We start from the raw sequence: 20,717 nt of genomic DNA, 5'->3' as shown, positions 1-20,717 counted from the left end.
CGCAGGAGATTGATATGTACGCAAACGCCGCTCCATCAGAATCGCTAAACACCGCTGCTCCCACCCAGGCGCGGACAAACGTCACCCACTGCCCGCATGAGTTTTTGACTGGCGGGCAAGTCGCTTACGCACTGCGCATCTGCCCCGAAACCCTTGCGGAATGGCGCCGCAAGGGTAGACCTCTCAACTGGACGAACGTCGACGGCAGGCCCAAATACCGAAGGTCCGAGGTATTGCGCTGGTTGTACCGTTGCAGCAAAAACATCGGAGATTTAGAACCGCTCGTAAGTGTTCCTCATGGTTTTTTGTCTGAAGGACAAGTCGGTTACGCGCTGCGCATAGGCTACGAAACTCTTGCGGATTGGCGCCGCCGGGGTAAGCCGCTCACATCGACAGGGATCGCAGGGCAATACCGCTATCGCCTTGTCGAGGTGGTTCAGTGGATATTCCAATCCCGGAATGAAATTCTTTCTTTGGAAGCGACTACATTTGGGCCAGAGGGGGACGATCATGACTGACCGGACCCCACTCCCCTTTCAACTTGATCCAGCCACTACGCTTATCCGTATAGGTGAAGTCTCAGCCATCGTCGGTCTTGCCAGATCCACGATTTACAAGCTGATGTGCCAGCCGGAAAGCGGCTTTCCTCTCCCCGTCAAACTCAGCGAAAGCAACGCCCGTGGAGCGCCGGTAGCCTGGGTTTTAAGCGAAGTTCAGAACTGGGTCCGAGCACGCATTGCGCTGCGCGCCAAGGAGGCCGCATGAGAGCGTCTGTAGCCCATAAAGCGACATTACAACCATTCTCTCTCCTCCAGGAAATCGGCCTGTCTCAGACAGCCATGCAGCGCCTCATCCGGTATCGAAATAAGCATGAAAGCCTGGGCCGGACTGTCGTCGTCATGACGTGGCCTGACGGCAACTGGGGCGTACTCGCGATGCACACAGAAAAACTCAGCGTCATCGCTATCGAGGATGACCAAAAAGCAGCTGCCTACGAGTATGCACGCTCGATGATCGAGGGCGGCTATCTGCCGCTGCTTCACCTGCGCTGGGAATTTCATGCTTGAAATGAAAACGCCCCCGGCGGCAACCGGGGGCGTTGGAGGTAAATCTAGATGCCCAATCAATGTATTTCGCCCCCAGCAAATCTTCAAGCTTCGCTTGTGGTTGCACGTCGGAAAACTGAGCGCTATGCTCTGGCCGTCGCTGCAAATTCAGCGACCGGGTGTAGGAACCCGCAAAGGTACAGGCGCACCAGCGCCCAATTCACGATTGCAGGCGTTTTTTTTCGCCCGCGATCTAGTGTTATGGCGGCTGTGTGCGGGCAGGCTTCGGCCTGGCCGGGTTCCTGTATCTCCGGTATTCCTACCCCGCACATGGCTGCCACCCAATCCCGTAGGAAGGATCGTGGCAGCTCTCAAGTTGATATGGGAGCTCCACACATGCACGCCCTCAATCCGTCCAAAATCCGTGCTGCTGCCCACCGGGCAATGGCTCGCGCCGCTCTACACGCAAACTCCAGCCTCCGTTCTCGCCTCGCCCGTTACAACTCTCACATGGAAAAAGCACGCGCCCTGGAAGCCACAGGGGGTGTGAAATGAAATCGAAATGCCTTGCTCTGCCAGAAGAGCTTTTGACCGTCTCCGGCGACGTCGAAGCAGGCATACCGATCGATGCGATCAGCTGCGCCATCATTCGCGCCGACTCGGTCTTGGCCTTGCTTGAGGAACACTTCATAGAGGGCAGACCGCCGCTTCCATCAGCGATAGTGGCGGGCACCCTTTGGGATGTACGCGGCGCACTGGCTCTCATAAAAACACTGGCCGAACACGGCCATGATTCCACTCGCAAAATGCCTCGTGATGGAGGTGCCCTATGACCTCGCCAGCCGAACATAAAACACCGGGCCATACCCAGTTCACCAAGGTGAATAAAGAAGGTCGGATGCTGTTTCGCGTCAACCCAGGCATATCAATCGATGAGGCGTTAGAGGTCGCATCACACCTGCAATTTTTCGCCAATCAATTCGCGTTCGACGCCGCCATGACCGATAACTGCGAGCGGTTAAGTTGGGCGTCTTATTACCTGGGCGAGATGGCAAAAGCACTCATCGATGACGTCACGGACGGGCTATTTCTTGCGAGGCCTGACCAATGACCGTGCGCCCCGCTAAAACCGGCAAACGCCCCAGCTTCGCCCAGGTGAAAGCCGCCTCCCTTAAGGCTATTGACCGAGTGTTGGCTCACTGGCTACCCAACGGGAAACGCGAAGATGGCGGCAAGGAATATTCAGCGCCGAATCCAACTCGCGCCGACAAGCACGCCGGATCGTTCAAGGTGAATTTAGCCAAGGGCACCTGGGCAGATTTTGCCACCGGCGACAAGGGTGGCGACCTGATTGATTTGGTCCGTTATTTGGATGGTGGAACAGAGGTCGAGGCGTGCAACAAACTCGCCGAGTTTCTGGGTGTGGCTAGCGACTCAAATAGCGACTCAACAGCCACCAAATCGGCGCAAAGCAGAACACCGGATTGGGTGGCGATCCGCCCCATTCCTGATGAGGCCATGGCGAAAATTTTGGTCAAGCATCGCCAGCATGGAACGCCCTCAAAGGTTTGGATTTATCGAGACACCGACGCCCTGCCGTTGATGGTGCTCTACCGTTTTGACCTGCCTCCAGATGACAGCGGCAATCCGCGTAAGGTGTTTGCTCCTCTGACCTGGTGCAAAGGCAAAAATGGTGTCCAACAGTGGCGCTGGCAAGGTTTGCCGGAACCGCGCCCGCTGTTGCACCTCGACCACCTCAAGCAACGCAACGTGGCACCCGTCGTGGTGACCGAGGGCGAGAAATCTGCCGACGCCGCCGCACTGCTAATGCCGGGGTACGTGGCCACCTGCTGGCTCAACGGAACGAACTCTTGGCGCAAGTCGGACTTTAGTCCGCTGATTGGGCGCGATGTGCTGCTGTGGCCTGATAATGATGCGCCAGGGCTCAAGTGCATGGATGAGCTGGCCGAGCACCTGCGCACGCTGGGAGCGGCCTCTGTGCGCGTTCTGGCGCTCGCGGTGTTCAGTCAGCGACCCGGCCTCAATGGAGAGGCACCGACCTTTGCCAAGGGTGGTGTGTGGGCCGACGGCGATGATGCTGCCGATGCACAGGCAAAGGGTTGGACGCCCGCCCACTTTGCCGAGCTGGAGCGCACCGGAGAGCTTTTCTCTCTGCCGCTCACGGCGCCCGGCGACAAGCCATCCAGAACCAAGCAGACCACTAGCAAACAACCCGCTAGGAAATCCAAAACCAATACGCTGCCCGGTGGCTTTCGGCTCACATCCGAAGGCGTGTTTTATGCCGGTGATGATGGTGAAGCTCGGCCAGTCTGCTCTCGCCTGGAAATCCTCGCCCGCACCCGAGACGAAAAGGGCCATAACTGGGGCTTACTGGTTGAACTGGACGATCCCGACGGAGAAAGAAAACGCTGGAACATCCCCGCTCGTAACATGGCCGGAGACTTCGGCAAAGAGGTATTAGGTCCGCTGGTGGATATGGGCTTGCGGTTGGCGGGAAATCGCTCAGGGCGTAACGCTCGCAACGATTTGCAGGGCTACCTGCAAAGCTACGACAGTGACAAACGCGCCCGAGTGGTTAACCGACTCGGTTGGCATGACGATGCCTATCTGCTTCCAGAGCGACAGATTGGTGCCAGCAAAGAGCAACTGCATTTCTACGATGCGGGCGCTCAACTTCCGCCCATCAGTCAGGCCGGAACACTCGAACAATGGCAGCGGCATATCGGTTACCTGTGCATTGGCAACCACCGTCTGACATTCGTCGTGAGTACCGCTTTCGCGGGGCCATTACTGCACATGCTGGGTCATGAGTCGGGAGGCTTTCACCTTTACGGTGACAGCTCCGGCGGGAAGACCACCCATTTGCAGGTGGCCGCATCGGTCTACGGGAGTCCGCGTTGCGTGCGCTCCTGGCGCTCGACTGATAATGCCCTGGAGTCCATCGCCGCCGCGCACTCAGACGGCTTATTGGTTCTCGATGAAATCGGGATGTGCGATCCGCGCATCATTGGCGAAACGGTTTACATGCTGGGCAATGGCGCCGGTAAAGCACGCGCTAATGATCGAGGCCAGGCCGGTCGTAACGTTCAGGAATGGCGTTTGTTGTTTCTCTCGACCGGAGAAAAGACGTTGGCGCAACACATGGCAGAGGCAAACAAGGATCTTAAAGCGGGCATGGAAGTACGCATGCTCGCAGTGCCGGCCGATGCCAGCAAAGGGCTTGGAATGTTCGACGTCCTCAATGGCTTTGAGGATGCGGCTGCGCTTTCAGACGCTCTAAAAGCACGGGTGACCAAGTACTACGGCTCCCCGTTAACTGCCTTCCTGTCCGCCCTATGTGAACCCGGAAAGATGCTGGGGTGGTCGACCATTTTGCGCCACACCATTGAGCGGTTTGTCTCGACTTCACTACCCGAGTTAGCAAGCGGACAGGCCCAACGTGCGGCCACTCGGTTTGGATTGGTCGCCGCTGCGGGGGAGTTGGCCACCGCCTTGGGGATAACAGGTTGGCCTGAGGGTGGAGCGACCACGGCAGCAAAGGTTTGTCTCAATGCCTGGCTGAATGAGCGAGGCGGCGCCGGAAACTTCGAAAGTGACGCCATCGTCGCGCGCCTTCGCCAAGTGATCGAGCGTTTCGGAGAGAGCCGTTTCACCCGCTGGGAGTCCGCCGCCGCCAAGATCGACGAGCACGGCCCTCGCACCATTGACCGGCTGGGATTTCGCAAGACGCTGGAGCACGGGTTGGGCGATGCATTGCACACCACGACCACTTACTACGTATTGCCAGAGGCTTGGCGTACTGAAGTCTTCAAAGGCATGAATCTGAATGCCGTTAACAAAGAGCTATTGAACCGCGCCATTTTAGAACCTGGCAGCGATGGCAAAGCCGCTCAATCGGTAAGGCTGCCGGGCATGCCTAAAGCCCGCGCCTACGTTTTTAACTCATCCGCACTCATGGCGGATGACAGCGGACACTCCATCGAGGCCGCATAAATTAGTTATCCATTTCGGCCTGCCTTTCCGGCAAGCCTTTCGCAGCACCATATGTAAATGGAGATACCCCCATGTTTAAAAGAAACACGCTTTCAACCCCTGAAATCAAAGCGGCTCAAACCAAACACGCAGCTCACCAAAAAACGCGCCAAGAACTGGAAAGGACCAAGGAACAACTAGCCCGCAAATTAGCGTCCTTGGTCGCTGAGGACGCTCTGGACAAGGAAGCCAAAGCATCCGCGCATGACAAAGCACTTAAAGCCTACAGTGCGGCCATTGCTGCTGGCGATACGACTGCTGAGGCCGAAGCAGATACAGCGCTGCAATCAATCCTCAGCGAGTCGGACAGAAGCCGTGGCAAGCACCTGGCTCGGACTGCTGCCATCGCTAAACTTGAACAGGAAGTGGGTGAGATCGACCAACGACTCGAAGAGTGCGGCCAAGCATTGGAGACCTCACACAAAGAGCTGTTGAGGGCAATCCTGTACAAACGAGCGGAGCAAATAAGAAGCAGCGCTAATGAGTTGGTGGCAGTAGCCAAACGATACCAGCAGGTCGCGTATCTCATGGGTCTGCAAGGCTCTTTGCAAGACATTCGGATTCCCTTACCTCCCACTCACCAGGAGGACCGGTTTGACTACGTCGGCCCTCATACAATTAGGACAGGCCCAGAGAGACCGCCGGTTGAGGAACTGCTGTTGGACTGAATCGACACACCATCAACGTGGAACACCTTTTTCCGTTGGAACACGCGGTGTTCCAGCCCAAATAAAAAGGTGTTCCAGCCTGAAGGCCAAGTAATTCGTGGCCTTCAGCATTTGTGGAACACCTGGAACACATGGAACACCGTTTTTTGAGGGGTACCGGTTTTAACCCCCCATCACCCCGTCGCATTGGGCACCTTCAGCGAGCAGCAGAGGGGTCGCCACACTTCGCCCCCCCCTCCACCAAGTGCTCAGACAGCAAGCAAAACACGGCCATTCCGCCTTGCTCATGGGTCCTTTGGAAGGTGATTTGGATTGGGGTAATTCGAACCCCGATGTTTTTACAGATTCAAGTGACTATAGGGGGTTCCGTCTCCGATTGGGTCTTAGGTCAACAGGTGACGAAGACACCCTATCTAACCCTTGGTAGCGATCATTGATACTGTCGAGTTGTCTGAGGTAGAAGTGGGATCCCGTGACCACCACCATTACCCGCTGTAGGCAACACAGATAGAGGGCGTCGGGATGATTGAATATCTAACCCGGCCGAAATCCGGTGTTCCACGTGTTCCACGTGTTCCGAGAACTCTGAAAGCCACGAAATACATGGCTTTCATCGGTGGAACACCGAACAGAGATAGGCGGAACACATCTCTTTCCAGGCACAGAAGGTGTTCCAGAAAAATGAACACCGAAATCGTCATTAGGCGCCTTAAACTCCTGCTAATCTTGCTAAGCGGTAGCCATAAACTCCAAGCTTATTAGCACTGACGAAGCTACGATTTAATCAAATAGGACATCCGGGAAAGGACGCTTTCGACCCTGAGGGGAGTAATTTTGCTATTCAGAAATCCCTCGAATCATATTGACTTAGTCGTGAGCTTTTCGCCGTTGAAAGTGATGCGTAAACCTAATCGCCCAGCGAGTGGTTCAAGCACGCCCATAATTACAGAACGAAGCATTTTCTTCGATGGCACAGCTTCATATATGCGCATCAGAGTCTCCGCCTCGATCATAGTGCCTCCTTTAGCAATGACTCCTACTACTCTAGATGCAAAGTTATACGTACCCGAACTTGCAAGGCGTTCAAGTTCGATCAGCGGAGGTGAATCACCAATGGTATATAGAGCCTCGACGGCGCTTCCTTCTAAGCTGCCGTCAGCACTTTTTCCACTGGCTGGCATGGCTATGACAGAATCGAAGAGTGGACGTAGGCTTTTAGCAATGCCAGGTACGCCGAGTCTCACTGCATCCAGTGTAAGCCGAAGGTGTTCATGTGGTTTATAGTCAGCTTGAGCTATCCACTGCTCAAACAAGCTGAAAGGAATTGTGCGGCCCGGGTGAGGTGGTGAGGGCTCTAAAGTACCCGAGGCTACTCCCATCATATTCAATCGATAGGTTAATCCCGTCGATAGAGAGCCAGCGATTAAGAGACGATCCCCCGTCTCCCACCGTCGGCGTGCTATTGCCGATACAGCTCGATCCACGCGAGAGCGATCAAGCACATGTCCGAACATAATAACCGTGCCACTAACCATATCAGCGCTCATCAGGTGAATGCGGTCCAGCAAGGTATCAAACGCTTCCAGATTCCCTGAATTAACAGCATAGAGCGAGGCAATATCACGCATCTTTTCGCTAATATCTTCAGCGGCTAACAGTTCGTTGACCTTGTCAGAGCGCCCGACCTTACCCCAGTCACCAATCAAATGCTCCATGGTCTGCAAGGCTTGCTCTTCCGGCACTTGCGGCGATCGCAAAAGACGTAAAATCGACGCAGTATCAGCTTGCGGCGACGATAAGGCCTGGGCAGCAGACGCTCTCGAATGATACCCATCACTCGCCATCGCCAGAACGATGAGTTCCTCAATCGCGGGCTCAAGCTTGCGCATCGAATGGCTCCAGGCGACTAGCCGGACTTCAAGTGGTAGGGTCTCATCGCTGGCGGCGGCGAATGCGACGTCCTTATCTACGCAACCAATGCTCATATGACCGATCAAGCAACTGATTGCCTGTCCATCTTCGACTTTTCTTGGGAAAAGACGGCTTCGGGCGATATATAGATCGAACGCACTAGTTCCGAGCCGGTTCACCTCCTGCTGCAAGTCGCTGATATTGAGCATGTGCTCAATATCGCCGTCCAGAAGTTCGCTGAGAACAGCTAATGTGAGGCTCGCGTCTCGATGCCTCGCAAGTATTGTGCCGATACCGTTGTGCAGAAGATGACGCTCTCCTAGCCTCGCCCGCACTGCTGAATGCAAGGGAAGCGAAAACGCATCAACGATGATTCCGTCTATTAATCTGCTGGTCCGCCATGACACGTTTCCCCAAATTTCGGTAATTCGGTCTCCTATCGACTGCCTTTGTTCGTTTGTGACTGTCATACCGTTGGCCAAACATCTACCGAGCAATCGCAAGCCGGTGTGAAAAACGTCATCCTCTTGCTCAAGAATTTCGTCGATAAGGGAGCCCGGATCAGGATGGCGCTCAAGAGCAAACTGTATTGCCTGTGCCCATGGACGTTTAGCGATCTTGAAAAGCCGTTGCGCGAGTTGGTCGAGGTGAGATTCAAGCAGTTCAGCAGAAGCGAGGTATTCCTGAACTATTGGAAAAGGGAAGGCTAACCTCACCAACCCCTCTCTCCTCAACACGCCGCGACGAATCAATGCTTCACGTACATCATCAGTACGAAGGGCTGGCGCTAAGTCCCTAATACACCGGTCAAGCCCTCTAATACTCAAGCCGAGCGTGTCCGTCTCAAGCGCGTCGAACGCTGCGTGCTCGGCAATCCGTCGTAGCATCGTGGTGTCGATTGGATCGAATTTTTGGGTACTTTTAAAAGCTGATGGGCGGAATAAAGTTTCGAGATAACTGTCAAGCAAGTCGCTACGACGCAGATCTTCGTGCTCTTGGCGCATGACTAGTAATAAAGCGAGAAAAATGGGAATACGCACGAGGTGCGCTAAATCTGGACGCGCATCTATCCGATCGAGCAAAGTTTGAGCTAGACCGGGCTCACCTGGTCGGTAAAAGTCAACGTAGGGAGCTATATCTTCATCTCTCAGAGGCATCAGCTCCACCATCGTTACGTCCCTGGGCGGGGACAACGCTGCTGCGTCTCGCACTGTCATTAACCAGCGCACGCCTGAATGAGTAGCGCAATAAACCCTTAACCTCTCCAATATTAAAGTTCGCCGGTCATTGGACACTTCATCCAACCCATCCAGCAGCAATACAAGCGCTCCGGCATTGGCCGCAGCGCGCCAGTCAATCCTAACGTCGAACTCGCCATTCAATTTCTGCGAAAGGTAGTCAGCGATAGATAGGTCCGAATCGGAAAGTTTGGTGATCGGAACTATCGCCGGGAGGAGTCCTGTGAGAGCGACCTTTCGTGCAATCGCATGAACAAGTGTGGTCTTTCCAAATCCCGGGCCTGCGATTACGACCACGGCCCCTAGGTCGATGCTGGGGAAGTCGCAAAGATCAACAAGTGCCTCCTCATGGATATTCCGCCACCCTGGGAGGTCATCGTCAAAGTCAGGTTGGCGGTCTCGATCATATCGAAGGCATTTAGGCCAAAGATAAGCCCCTTCGAGTTGGTGACTGAATTCAGTTCCTGGAACCTCGATCATAGAGAGCGCCGCAATAGCATCACGATATTTCGCGCTCCCCCAGTTCGAAGGGTCAGAGACGATGATCAGAGCTTCGGACCGGAGGCGGTCATATAGCGTAGCTCCATCAAAGCGCATCCGAACATGGGCTCCCTCCCAAACCATGTCCGTCAGAGCCTTAAAAAGTATGGTGCTAGGAACTGTTGAGAGGGGCATCCATTGGGGCAAAAAATCCCGTACTAAACAGTCAGCTGGCCAAATGCTTATGTCGAGGTGCTTGACGACGCGCCAGACGTTTTGAATATCGTTGGAAAGAAGCTCTTGAATCGATGAAACAAGTCTGCGCTGACCATTAGTCAGACGGTTGTGCCATTCATTGAGATCTGAACCTTCGTGCCGCTTGGTGATTTCCGATAACTGGGATGCAAGGCTGGATGACGCCCCCAAAACGAGCTCCAATCGATCATCCGAAGTAAAGTTGGTTTCCAACTGGCGGAGAAACGATGGCCAGAGTGCTTTCCACGCCAAGCCATTAGCATCCAGAGACAGTTTGACCTGAAAAAAACGACGTCCTCCGTCTGCAAATTGGACGACAAAATCGTCAACGCTCTGAGGTGCTTCTATTCTCACCTCAACCGGCTGATCATGCCGAGGTCGCTCACGTGGGTCGATCATTCGTCCGAGGTAAAGAGCCGCGACTTGATCTTGGTATCTAACGCCCGCCTGGGTTGCTGGTCCACCCGCTTCACTCAATGTGATCACCTTCCATTTAGGCCTCGATGAGAGAGGCTGACGCGACATTATTATGCAAGAGACAGTGCTCATTCTCGGCACAGTATACAAGTAAGCTTTCGAGTTATCTTGCGTCTAAATTTTTACTCATTAAACGCAGTTATGGAGTGTCTACCAGCCTTTCAAATCCAGAACTGTCCGTCACGAAACACATCAACCAGTCATATGCGGACGGACAGTTTTTAGGAGCTATCTTCACCCTTAAGTGAGACCTTAACTGCTACAACGGCTTCTGATTCGAGGTGGGGTCTTCATTTTTGTGCACCTTTATATGCAACAATCAATTAGAAGATTTCTGCCGCGGATCGTGACTGCAAATCTTGCAGGAGGGGGTAGTATGAACTTGGTCGAACAGGCGCTTGAGGCCGAATTACCTAGGCTAGCAATGGATTTTTTCGTTGTTTTCTCAAGACTTGAGTGTGCACTGAAGCGTTCAGGGACATATGCGGTTGGGGACCATAACAGCGTCGAACCTGATTGGGATCGGTTCGCCCGCGACCTTGGTCCTGGTTTCCTAGATGAAGTCGTCTCACAAAAAATCGCCCCTGACTTGATAGACCACCCACCCAAAAAACAAGTGAAGCTAGAAAATGGTGCGCTCGGATGGAAAAATGTTGGTTCTGTTGAAAACACTAGAGATCTGTTTCTCGCACTTCGCAGAACGAGAAACAATCTCGTTCACGGCGCTAAGTATCAAGACGGTGGACCAGGCGATACGTTGTTCGTTGAGGGATCAGAAAGAGACGATGTGCTTCTCACTCAGTCCATAGCGGTCATGACCTTGGCTTTGAAAACTAACCCGGATATTCATAATTTTTTCCGGCGCTATTAAAGATGTTCGTGAAGAACATGGTGAAGGAGTACTAGTTAGGCATGGGCAAAATAGACTTAATATTGCAGCGTCTTACTTCAATTAGCCAGATAGCACTGGTGATCATTGCTGTATTTACTATTTGGTACTCGGTGATCCCTCTCTACCAGAAAGAATTAGCAAGCGAGCAACTAGCCAAAATCCAAATTGATCAACTTGCAGCAGAAGAGCGTCTAAACTTTCTCAACGCAAGCTATACGACACAGCTTAAAGAGGTTGAATCAGCTCGAAGCGAAGTGAGCCTCCTGACCGAAAAACTTGCTAACGATAGAGACCGGCTGGATATTTTAAAAGAAGAAATAGATAAAAAAAACAACCAGCTAATTCGACTAAGAGCAACACTAGACAAAGAAAAAATTCGCACACTCTCTGCGAGTAACCAGCTAACACAGTCTCAAAAGCTAAAATTCATCCAAGCTTTAGATTGGTATACCCTTACTGCACCGCTCGATGAAAAATGCGCTACCGCTTTGAGACGTTGGACTCGGCCTGACAGTCCTAAAAATGAAGAAATAAAAAAGGTAGGTTGCGCTCCTTATGAAAACATAAAAGCTGCAATCTCAAAAATCCAGTTAGACACAGCCAAAGACTCCTCCGGCGACGATTTAAAAATTGAGCGCGCCAACCTAGAGTTGTGGAGCAGGCAGGCTTACTCACTAATGGAAAAAAATAAATATCAGCTTTCTGACCAAATGGATTATGCGTACCGGGATAAGCTTCTGAGCGAATCTGAAAAAGACATCACGAAGGGTTTATCTCAGAGTGAAGCCAGTGAGGAGTTAAAGAAAAGTCTTGAAGCTGGAAAGGAACTAATTAATTATGAATATAAAATAAAGAGCAAAAACAGAGGAGTTGTTAGCTGGTACATAAAATTACTGAGAGAAACGCTTTGAATACGGCAGCCTATTGTAGGCTTCAAACATTCAACCTCAGTAGACTGTATTAGAAAAAACGCTACCTCGCCCCTAATTTTTAGGGGCGGGGGCTGTTACTTACGATTATGTCCTTCTAGCCGTATATTGCCCGAAATCTATTTCAAGCATGACTGATAGCAATGCTAAACGACCGACTAATATCGGCCAAGCATTATGATAGCTATAATCATTCTTTACTTTTTTCTGGCGGATCTTCTGAGGCCAATCCAGCCTCTGCTTGAAGTTGCTCTTCAGCCAATACACTTTTGTGAATGAATGCAAACTGGTGGGCTGTTAACCGCGCAGGCGGACCTTCCTGATAGTAATCTGGGGCATCCAACTCGGATCCGTAGCGTGAGCGAAGATTAGCGTTGATGTAGCTAGGATCAATCAATAAGGCTATTGAATCATACGTTTCACGCCGAAGGTCCGATCTTACGGGTAGACCACTGTCTACCTCCCATCCCTCACCTATGTAGGTTCCCAAAAACTCATCCATACGGGCAGGCTCGGCTTCAAATAACTCCCGCAGCACAACTTCGACCTCTTCCTTATTCCGGCCTTTTTGCCAGTACCAGTAAAGTTGAGGTGCGTCGCCTCCTGCCTGTTCAAATATCGGTATAGAGACGTTAGCTTCATATATACGGTCGGCAAACAATTTATAGATAACGTCATTTTCCTCCATCGGAAGAACTTGATGTTGCTCATGCCTATCAGGCCAATGTAAAAGCCAGCGAATACACTCAACCCCCATCTTTAAAGGCGAAACTGCTTGAACAATTGTTTCAACAGCAGCCTGACGATTGGGCATTGGAATACGCCTCATAAGTTGGGATATGAGTATTCCAGCTTGCATCATCGTGCCACCAAGTACGTATGGTCCTCTCTCTCGGGGAAGGAGATCGCCATTTTTAGCAATCGCAATTGCGACAGGCAACACAGAGACTTCGTTCATAAAATCCACGCGATCACGCAACGCCTGTATCAACTGCGGCATTGCACGCGTGGCGTAAGCACTCAGAAGCCTACGTTGCTCATCTACATCAGATGCGACTAGTGCATCTATCAGGCCATTCAGGTGACTATCCGCTATATCACCTTCAGGCACCCCATAAACGAAATAGCGCTTAAAATATCGAGCCGAGCATAAGCGCTTTTCTCCGGCCCACTTCTCCTCCCAATCGCCCCCATACGTTGAGTTACCAATTCGAGGAAATAATGGCTTGAGCAACCGTTCCCGTACCTGTTCACGCTCTTTCGTAGATGACGCTGGCATCGCTTTCTCGATAAGACTGTCGATAGGGGAAGATTGTCGCTCCAAGCCTCTCAAAACATCACGAGGCTCACCTTTCAGGAACATTTCAGAATTGTCACGAATAGCCGCATAGAGTTTTGGATAAAGTACGCGAACACCTTCAATTAGCATGAACTCGGCAACATTCACTTCGCCTTTTACAAGCGGTAACGCAAACATTAATGCATTTGTGTAGAGTTTTGCAATCCTGGGAGTCTCCAACTTAGGCTCAAGCCCGTCCACAAAATAACGCGAGAATATATCGATTTGGCGCTGATCTAGAATAATTCCAGCTTGACTGAGTGCATGATCTACACCTTCGAAGGTAATCTGCCGCAGACTCATTTTATCAGCAGGTGGCAGGTGTAAAGGAACTTGGATGATCTTTTCGAGAAATGCCCGCCCGGCTTCGAGGCCGCCTGCGCCGTATCGCTCACCTATAGCAGCGGCGACTACATCATCGTCAAAAGCCAATACATAGCTCGTATATTTAAAACTTGCTGAAAGCTTTACCAACTTGAATACAGCATTCGTTTCATCTTTGTCCAGCCGGTCGATATCATCGATTAGAATGACTAGCCTTTTTCCACTTTGTCCTAGAAGAAAGTCGATCTGCTCTTTTAGTTGCTCAAGACTGACCTTGGATAATGATTCTCCAATATTTTTTGCAGCTTCTCCGGGATTGATCTCAACACCGGGTAGAGCGACAGAAACTATAGATAGAATACCGCCGTAAGACTCAAGTAGTTTTGCTGCTTTTTCTTTAAATGCTGGTTCCTTTCCTAGAGCTTCTGCCAAAGTACCGAAGAAACCTCGCAGGAGCGCATCCTCTGAAGGGAAGTGCCATGGATTAAACCGTATTGTGACAACCTGATTATATTGAACAAGGGACTCCTCCATCATCTTGAGCACGGATGTCTTGCCATCACCCCATGGGCCGAATAGTCCGATGACGATGCTGGATGGATCTCTACGTTTGGCAATTGTCTCGGCAATCCGGGCTGCGAAGAGTGCCCGCCCAAACCGGTCATGAACCTTAGACTCGATGGGCTCGTCGGAAAAATAGCGATTGTCATCTTCATCGTGTTCGGACGCCTGCGAAGCAGGATCAGCAGCAGATGGTTCCGAAATTAAAGCATTGCGCCCAAAAAACCTGCGTATCCATTTCATCACCTTCTCCCTAACGCGCTGAATATTTGCCTGCTACTGCTGAGGATTAGCACATTAACCGAAATGAAGAAACATCTTAGAATATAATCGACTGCCTATGCTTCTATTTCTAAACCGCAGTCATTACGATGTTTTTGAGATTAACCGGAAGAGACGAACTCCATTCTCTACATCCTTAGCCTAGCGTAGCGAGATTTATTGCCGTAACACGACATAAGCTGAAACTTCGAAAGACTCCAGGCGGTCAAAAGAATGTCTTTGTTAAGCGAAGATTGGATAGTCAACAGCTAGTAACGCTCCTCGTGTATCCCAGCGTGTATCCCTATAATTGTTTAACTCAATAATTTATATCAAAATCAATACTTTACCTTTCCTATTCAAATGACGCCGGGGCACCATATATTAGTTTCTGGCTGTCTCAGACAGTCTACGAAACACCCCAAGAAGCCCGCCCTGTGCGGGTTTTCTTGTTTCTGGCTATCCGTCCCGTCTACCCCTCTCACTTCCCGCCGTAGCCGACACCAGCAAGGAGCTGAATGCGGGCATGGAAGTGCGCATGCTCGCCGTGTTGAACGGTTTTGAAGACGCTGTCGCCCTCCTCGATATGCTCAAAGGTCGTGTAGCCAAATACTACGGCACTCCCCTCACCGCCTTCCTGCACGCACTGTATGCGCCCGGAGAAATCCTCAGGAGTCGGTGATCGTACGCCGCACGGTGGAGCAGTTCATCACCCAAAACTTGCCCGCATCAGCCAGTGGACAAGCCCAGCGTGCCGCCCTTCGCTTTGGCCTCGCAGCAGCGGCCGGAGAGTTGGCCACCGCCTTCGGCGTCACCGGCTGGCCGGACGGTACAGCCACGACCGCCGCTCGGGTGCCCACAACACCCAGATGCTGACTTTAGCGTTACACGCAGGGGCAGCGTTACATCGGGGGTACGCTATGTCGCTCAATTGTGTAACAGGCCTGAAGGCCAATGAAGCCGGGCATTTGGTGAAGGGCGTTACACTCGTAACACCGGTTACACCAGTTTTGGAGGGGGCTGGATATGTGCTCTCATACTGCCTTTCCAAATTGGCCCTACACCACATTGTTGGCCTCTGGCCGGATTCAACCGGTCGGCGCAACAGATTGGCTGAATCGTTCAGCGGGGCATTTTCAAGCATTCACAACGATGCAAAAAAGCAGCTTGATATCGGTAGTTTCGTTTTGGAGTTCGTGTTCATTTTGCGACAGGGTCATGGAGGCTTTGGCCCAGCTATACGCCTCTGATGAAGAAAGCGCTGACGTGTCAGTGGTGCCTTGGTGCATGTCTGAATGTCCCAACCTGCCGTCTGGGTAGAGTAACCATCCCTCCCACCCCATCAGGATGGCGCCGGTTGCCTCCAGGAGTTGCAAAGCTGTAATCGCGTGAGGATAAGGAAGAACCAGTTCGCTTTGAGATACTGATAGCCGTTGCAAGTCAGCTAGGGTCATCGGGATATCCTTGTGTCATGCGTTCGGTTTTGGGTGTTGAGCCTGATTAGCTTAAGAGAAAAGTCCTAGCCGGCTGAGCGCGTATACAGACTATCAATGCATCAACGATTTGGTGTTGCTTTGCCCCACGGGGATGCCACGAAAAAGTGGCCAGAAGGAAGCGCCCTGTATGCCCACGTGTATGCCTAACCGACGAACCACCAAAGAAACCCAATAAATACGGGCATCTTACCGCCAAGTTCAAACGACGCCGGGGCACCAGATACAGATAAAAAAGCCCCAGGTCAAAAGACCTAGGGCTTTTTCGTTTTTCTGCGCCACAGCCCAGCAACCCACTGGTGGCGCACACATCTATCGCAACCAATCCCACCCAGCACTCCCGGGCTACAGCACTTGCAGATACCGCTCCAGATCCGCCGCGCTCACAGGTTGCCTGGCCATCCCCAGCAATGGGATGTGATGGGCCTTGGCCCAGGCAAATACGCGCGGTTGGTCGGCAAACGCAAAGTCGCCCAATAGTAAAAACCGCTTTATCAGGCAGCCTTGATTCAAGCTTCTGAGGTGGCGTTTATCGGCAGTGCTTATCTTGAAACCATCGACGATAAAGCAATCGATCCTTTTGGTATTGGCCATGGCGTTCAGTACATCGTTCATGGATGCGCACAAGCCGATCCGGAAATACCCTGCTTCATTTAACAACGCACTGTAGTTGAGCAGGACACCGGCGTGGCGGCATAGCACCATGATGTTTTTATGCTTCACCCTCTTGCCGCTCATATTTGACGATCCATACCCATAAATGAGGGCATGATCGAAGGTGCGCCTGCCGCCGGCCATCAGGCAGTTCTTAAAAATGGACGTGTCTTATTGAAACTTCCCGGCATTTACACAGTAAGTCACCAGTGCCTGGTCGGTACTCACCTCAAGCTTGCGCATCGCTGAGACCTTTTGCGCGCTAACTGTCTTACTGCTGCGATTAACCATGCGCGCAATGTCTGTCACGCTGTGGCCGGCCACGAACAAGCGCAGCACTTCCATCTCACGCAGGGACAAGCTGGCAAAGCGCTCGTTGATCTGCTGCTGATTGTGGATAACCGACATGGCTTCCTGCACAGGGCTCTGGTAATTGCGGCGCAGGGCGAGGGCATTCAGGGCGTTTTCAATTTCTTCGTGCAAGTGGTTTTTTTGAATGACCCCCATCACCCCCAATTCATGCAGGCGTGACACGATCAAATTGTTCGACATCATGGTCAGCACCAGGATCTGTGTGTCGACAAACCTTCGAGTGAGGTACTCGATCAGTTTGAGGCCATCACCAAATGTCGAATCGCCGGGCATGTGAAAATCGGTAATGACCACGTCCGGTTTTTCGCTCTGAAGCCTGTCGATCAATTGGCTCGAACTGGTCGCTTCACCCACCACTTCAAAACGAGCATCGCGCTGGATAACTTCACGCACGCCGAGCAGCACGATGGGATGATCGTCCGCAATCACTACCTTGATTTTTTTCATGTCTACCTGTCCGATGGTTGGCCTTGAGCGCCTGGGTTGGACGCCAGGGCGTCCATGACCGCTTCCAGGCGCTGTAACAGGGTGCGTACCTGAGTCGCCAGGCTCGGGTTCAGTGAGCCCTTGTACAGCGATTCTTCCAGTGCGTTGCAGGCAGCACTCAAACGCACGGCACGAATCGATGCTAGGGACCCATTCATGCGGTGCAAGTGGCGCACCACTTGTTCTTTGTCACCGGTGTCGAGACCCTGCCGAGTCAGGCGAACGTCGTCCTGCAGGGTGGTGATGAATAGCCGGTGCATGGTTGCGGAAAACGTGATCCACCCGTCCATATCGCCCGGCTGCAAGGCCGAACCTGCCCGCTGTCTATCCACGCGCGCGCCGCCATAGCGCAGCAGCGTCTTGCGCAACGCGTCCAGGCTCAAGGGTTTGACCACCCAGGTGTCCATGCCCGCCGCCAGGCACTGCTCACCCTCTTCGCGGAGGGCGTTTGCAGTGACGCCAATGATCGGCGTTTGTCGATCACGCTCGCGCAGGGCACGGGTCAGGCTATAGCCGTCAAGCCGGGGCATATTGATATCGGTGATGACCAGATCAAAGGTGCCAGGCGACCAACGTTGCAGCGCTTCCTCACCATCTTCAGCGGCGACGACCCTCGCGCCCAGCGCCTCGAGCTGCTCCTGCAAAATGGCGCGATTGATCGGGTTATCCTCGGCCACCAACACCCTCAACCCCAAACGCTGGTCACTCACGCGCTCGGTGGGTCCTAGCGGTTTTGCCCCGCCTGGATGCGCCTGCGACAGCGTTCGGGCGATGCCGCGAATGTCGTAGGCGTTGACCGTCCACGCCGGCCTCAACGCTTCGGTCTGGGGTGCAGCGAGCTCAGTCGCCGTGATGCACACCCCCCTCCAATCGCTGTGCTGACCAGCCCCGGTCACCCTGTCCAGCAGCAACTCATGTTGCTCTCCCTGGTACCCCGGCGGCAACGCCGCCGCACGCGCGCCCCAGCGGTTGAGCCAATCAATCAGCGATTGCTCAAGTTCCTTGAACGGAGCGCGCACGTACACCGTCACTCCTTGCAGCTCAATCGCCGAACAGTCCGGGAGTGGGCCTGGGACGATAGGCAGGCGCTGGTGAAGGGAAAAACTGCTGCCCAGCCCCGGCTCGCTGACCACTCGCAATTGTGCGCCCATCAATTCGCTCAAGCGTGAGCAGATCGACAAGCCAAGGCCCGCGCCGCCAGCCTGCTGGCTGCCAGCCAGCTGTGAGAACGGTTTGAATAACTGTCCTAATTGCTTTTCGCTGATGCCGGTTCCCGTGTCGGAAACCTGCCATTGCAAGGTTGCGTGGGTCATTTCCAGGTCTGTCACCTTGAGACGCACGATCACCCGCCCGGAATCAGTGAACTTGATCGCATTACTCAGCAGGTTATTCACGATTTGCCGAATGCGGCCAGGGTCACCGCTCATCAGCGCAGGCAAGTTCGCATCCACACACGCGAAGATCTGCAGCCCCTTGTTGAGGCCTGCTGCGGCATAGCTGTTGACTGCATCTTCGAAGACATCCAGCGGGCTGAAGGTCACGGTCTCAAGTGCCATTTGGCCGGATTCGATTTTCGACACGTCCAGCACATCGCTGATCAGCTGGAACAACACTGCGGACGAACGCTCGATGGTCTGCAGATAATCCTGTTGGCGAGCGTCCAACTGGGTCAGCCCCAGCAGCTCAAGGTTGCCCAGCACGCCATACAGGGGCGTGCGAATTTCATGGCTCATGGTCGCCAGGAACAATGTCTTGGCGGCACTCGCCTCGTCAGCGGAACGCTTGGCCTGCTCCATCAGCAGGGCATCATCAACATGGCGGGTGATGTCATTGAACCCACAGAGCACCACGTCCTCACCCTGATAGCGACTGAACCTGAACGAAACCAGCAAATGCCGCCCCGCCACTTCGATCTGCATCTCGCGCGGTTCTTCGTCTTGATAGTCGCGGTTGAGCAAGCCGATCAGCTCAGTGGTGCCCTGCCACTCCTGGGCGCGCTGATTTTCCAGCAGCACCTGGTTGTTGTTGCGTTGAACCACGCATAGGCCCACCGGGGCGCTTTGCAGCATGGCGCGGTTGAACTCTTCGCTTTCAGTCAGTAAGCGCGTCGCTCGCAACGCAGGCTCGACAATGCCGGCGCGGTACCAGCGATTGACCCGCCAGCCCAAAAACACGGCGAGCAAAAACACAGCGCCCGTGCCCAGCAATGACCATTTGGCGAAGCGAAAGAAGTTTTCATAGCTGATGGTGTACAAGCCGATCCATTGGTCCTTGCCGGTGGAAACCACCTTGAAGCGCAAGCCTTCGGCGCCCAGGCTCATGCCCACCGGCAATGACGCTGAATCCTGGGCATCGCCCAGCAGCACATCACCTGCCGGAGAGATCAGCGTGACGCGATGGTCAATCGGTCGGATCAGCAGGCGGTCCAGGTCGTTGATTTGCCCGGCGTCCAACAATGCTGCAACTGTCAGCAACCCCTCATCCCGACGCTCGGGCATGACCGCCGGGTTCAGGTCCAGGCCGATAAACGCCACGATCGTCTCGGTGCCCGGCAACAAGCCCTGGGGCGCACGCATCCAGCTCACGCGCCGATTATTGAGTTGCTGGTGCCGGGCGAGCAGTCCCTGGTACAAGTCCGCTGTTACGTCAAAGAAGTTGCTCTTGAGCAATATCGATTGCTTACGTGTGCCATCGACGCCGGGAATCGCGATATTGAACTGGTCACTGGGCGAAAACAGGAATATCTGTGGTGAAGAATAGAAAGAGCTGGCCCAGAATGCGCTGTAGAAATCGGTCATTTGCACGCCCAGCGAATAGCCGCCCTGCAATTGCTCAGGGTCATAGCGCTTGCGCTCGCTCAGGGTAAAAGGCTGGGACAGGGCCAAGCCGTGATTCTGGAACACCCGCTCCTGGCCTTTGTGCAAAATCTCAACGCGCGAGATCGGGCGAATATTGAGCAGCGTATTCTGGTTGGTGCGGTCATAGGCACTGGCGACACTGCGCAAAAACGTGTCGTATTCGTGGATGCTCTCGATCAAACCCGAAAAATGGAAGTCGACCTTGATCCGTTCTTCGTCCAATACCCGTTCAACTGCCCAATAACACATGCTGACCAGCAGCACCGTAAGGCCGGCGAGCACCAGCAACAGCTTGTTGATTCGTTGAGAGCTCAAGGCGAACACGCCGAACTTCAGGCTTGCATTTTTCATCGCCGACGCCCCGGGTCTTGGAATGAGACGGCGGGGAGCTTCTCCGCCACTGTTGCCATTCCATGGCGC

Annotated in this window: 15 protein-coding genes and 1 pseudogene; 10 read left to right on the top strand and 6 right to left on the bottom strand. The window is 53.3% G+C overall.

The features are described 5' to 3' along the window. The first annotated feature begins 14 nt into the window (after window positions 1–14). The 7 genes from CXQ82_RS31205 (at window position 15) to CXQ82_RS01005 (ending at window position 5,767) form a co-directional block, all read left to right on the top strand. Window positions 15–518 (top strand): hypothetical protein, encoded by a 504-nt coding sequence (locus tag CXQ82_RS31205; protein WP_157832138.1) that lies wholly within the window; start codon window positions 15–17, stop codon window positions 516–518. Continuing rightward, window positions 511–765 (top strand): AlpA family transcriptional regulator, encoded by a 255-nt coding sequence (locus tag CXQ82_RS01030; protein WP_065941142.1) that lies wholly within the window; start codon window positions 511–513, stop codon window positions 763–765. Before CXQ82_RS31205 ends, CXQ82_RS01030 begins: the two co-directional genes overlap by 8 nt. Then, a complete protein-coding gene (locus CXQ82_RS01025) occupies window positions 762–1,067 on the top strand; it encodes a hypothetical protein (RefSeq protein ID WP_101265349.1) in 306 nt (101 codons plus the stop codon). Before CXQ82_RS01030 ends, CXQ82_RS01025 begins: the two co-directional genes overlap by 4 nt. A gap of 530 nt (window positions 1,068–1,597) precedes the next feature. After that, window positions 1,598–1,879, top strand: a complete 282-nt coding sequence (locus CXQ82_RS01020; RefSeq protein WP_101265347.1) for a hypothetical protein — start codon at window positions 1,598–1,600, stop codon at window positions 1,877–1,879. Beyond that, window positions 1,876–2,157 carry a DUF3077 domain-containing protein gene (locus CXQ82_RS01015; RefSeq protein ID WP_027606917.1) on the top strand — a complete coding sequence of 94 codons (282 nt, stop codon included), beginning with the start codon at window positions 1,876–1,878 and terminating at the stop codon, window positions 2,155–2,157. Before CXQ82_RS01020 ends, CXQ82_RS01015 begins: the two co-directional genes overlap by 4 nt. Beyond that, complete coding sequence (locus tag CXQ82_RS01010; protein ID WP_101265345.1) at window positions 2,154–5,060, top strand: DUF927 domain-containing protein; 2,907 nt, start codon at window positions 2,154–2,156, stop codon at window positions 5,058–5,060. The genes CXQ82_RS01015 and CXQ82_RS01010 overlap by 4 nt, the downstream gene beginning before the upstream one ends. Window positions 5,061–5,131: 71 nt before the next feature. Then, window positions 5,132–5,767: a hypothetical protein gene (locus tag CXQ82_RS01005; protein ID WP_101265343.1), complete on the top strand. Its 636-nt coding sequence runs from the start codon at window positions 5,132–5,134 to the stop codon at window positions 5,765–5,767. An 857-nt stretch (window positions 5,768–6,624) separates the two neighbouring features. Here the strand turns inward: CXQ82_RS01005 and CXQ82_RS01000 are convergent. Further along, window positions 6,625–10,128: an NACHT domain-containing NTPase gene (locus CXQ82_RS01000; protein WP_157832136.1), complete on the bottom strand. Its 3,504-nt coding sequence runs from the start codon at window positions 10,126–10,128 to the stop codon at window positions 6,625–6,627. A gap of 376 nt (window positions 10,129–10,504) precedes the next feature. On the opposite strand from CXQ82_RS01000, the gene CXQ82_RS00995 reads away from it, so the two are divergent. Together CXQ82_RS00995 and CXQ82_RS00990 are read left to right on the top strand one after the other, a co-directional pair. Next, the gene (locus CXQ82_RS00995; protein ID WP_101265338.1) at window positions 10,505–10,999 is read left to right on the top strand and encodes a hypothetical protein; all 495 of its coding nucleotides are present in this window, start codon (window positions 10,505–10,507) and stop codon (window positions 10,997–10,999) included. 41 nt (window positions 11,000–11,040) lie between these two features. Beyond that, entirely contained in the window at window positions 11,041–11,931 is an 891-nt protein-coding gene (locus CXQ82_RS00990) for a hypothetical protein (RefSeq protein WP_101265336.1), read from the top strand. 208 nt (window positions 11,932–12,139) lie between these two features. Here CXQ82_RS00990 and CXQ82_RS00985 read toward each other — a convergent pair whose 3' ends face one another. Next, entirely contained in the window at window positions 12,140–14,416 is a 2,277-nt protein-coding gene (locus CXQ82_RS00985) for a P-loop NTPase fold protein (protein WP_101265334.1), read from the bottom strand. Between the two features lie 511 nt (window positions 14,417–14,927). On the opposite strand from CXQ82_RS00985, the pseudogene CXQ82_RS00980 reads away from it, so the two are divergent. Continuing rightward, a pseudogene (locus CXQ82_RS00980) lies at window positions 14,928–15,289 on the top strand (DNA/RNA helicase, superfamily II protein); the annotation flags it as partial. Window positions 15,290–15,570: 281 nt separating this feature from the next. Here CXQ82_RS00980 and CXQ82_RS00975 read toward each other — a convergent pair. The 4 genes from CXQ82_RS00975 to CXQ82_RS00960 form a co-directional block, all read right to left on the bottom strand. Beyond that, on the bottom strand, window positions 15,571–15,888 hold the full coding sequence (locus CXQ82_RS00975; protein ID WP_101265332.1) for a hypothetical protein: 318 nt from the start codon (window positions 15,886–15,888) through the stop codon (window positions 15,571–15,573). Between the two features lie 384 nt (window positions 15,889–16,272). After that, window positions 16,273–16,725 (bottom strand): hypothetical protein, encoded by a 453-nt coding sequence (locus CXQ82_RS00970; RefSeq protein ID WP_101265330.1) that lies wholly within the window; start codon window positions 16,723–16,725, stop codon window positions 16,273–16,275. A gap of 27 nt (window positions 16,726–16,752) precedes the next feature. Then, on the bottom strand, window positions 16,753–17,400 hold the full coding sequence (locus CXQ82_RS00965; RefSeq protein ID WP_101265328.1) for a response regulator: 648 nt from the start codon (window positions 17,398–17,400) through the stop codon (window positions 16,753–16,755). Between the two features lie 2 nt (window positions 17,401–17,402). Next, the gene (locus tag CXQ82_RS00960) at window positions 17,403–20,648 is read right to left on the bottom strand and encodes a hybrid sensor histidine kinase/response regulator (RefSeq protein ID WP_101265326.1); all 3,246 of its coding nucleotides are present in this window, start codon (window positions 20,646–20,648) and stop codon (window positions 17,403–17,405) included. Between the last annotated feature and the right edge of the window lie 69 nt (window positions 20,649–20,717).

It is taken from the genome of Pseudomonas sp. S09G 359 (genome assembly GCF_002843605.1).
In the GTDB taxonomy this organism is placed as follows: Bacteria; Pseudomonadota; Gammaproteobacteria; order Pseudomonadales; family Pseudomonadaceae; genus Aquipseudomonas.
The sequence above is the reverse complement of the archived record's forward strand: the minus strand, read 5'-3'. Positions and strand labels throughout refer to the sequence as shown.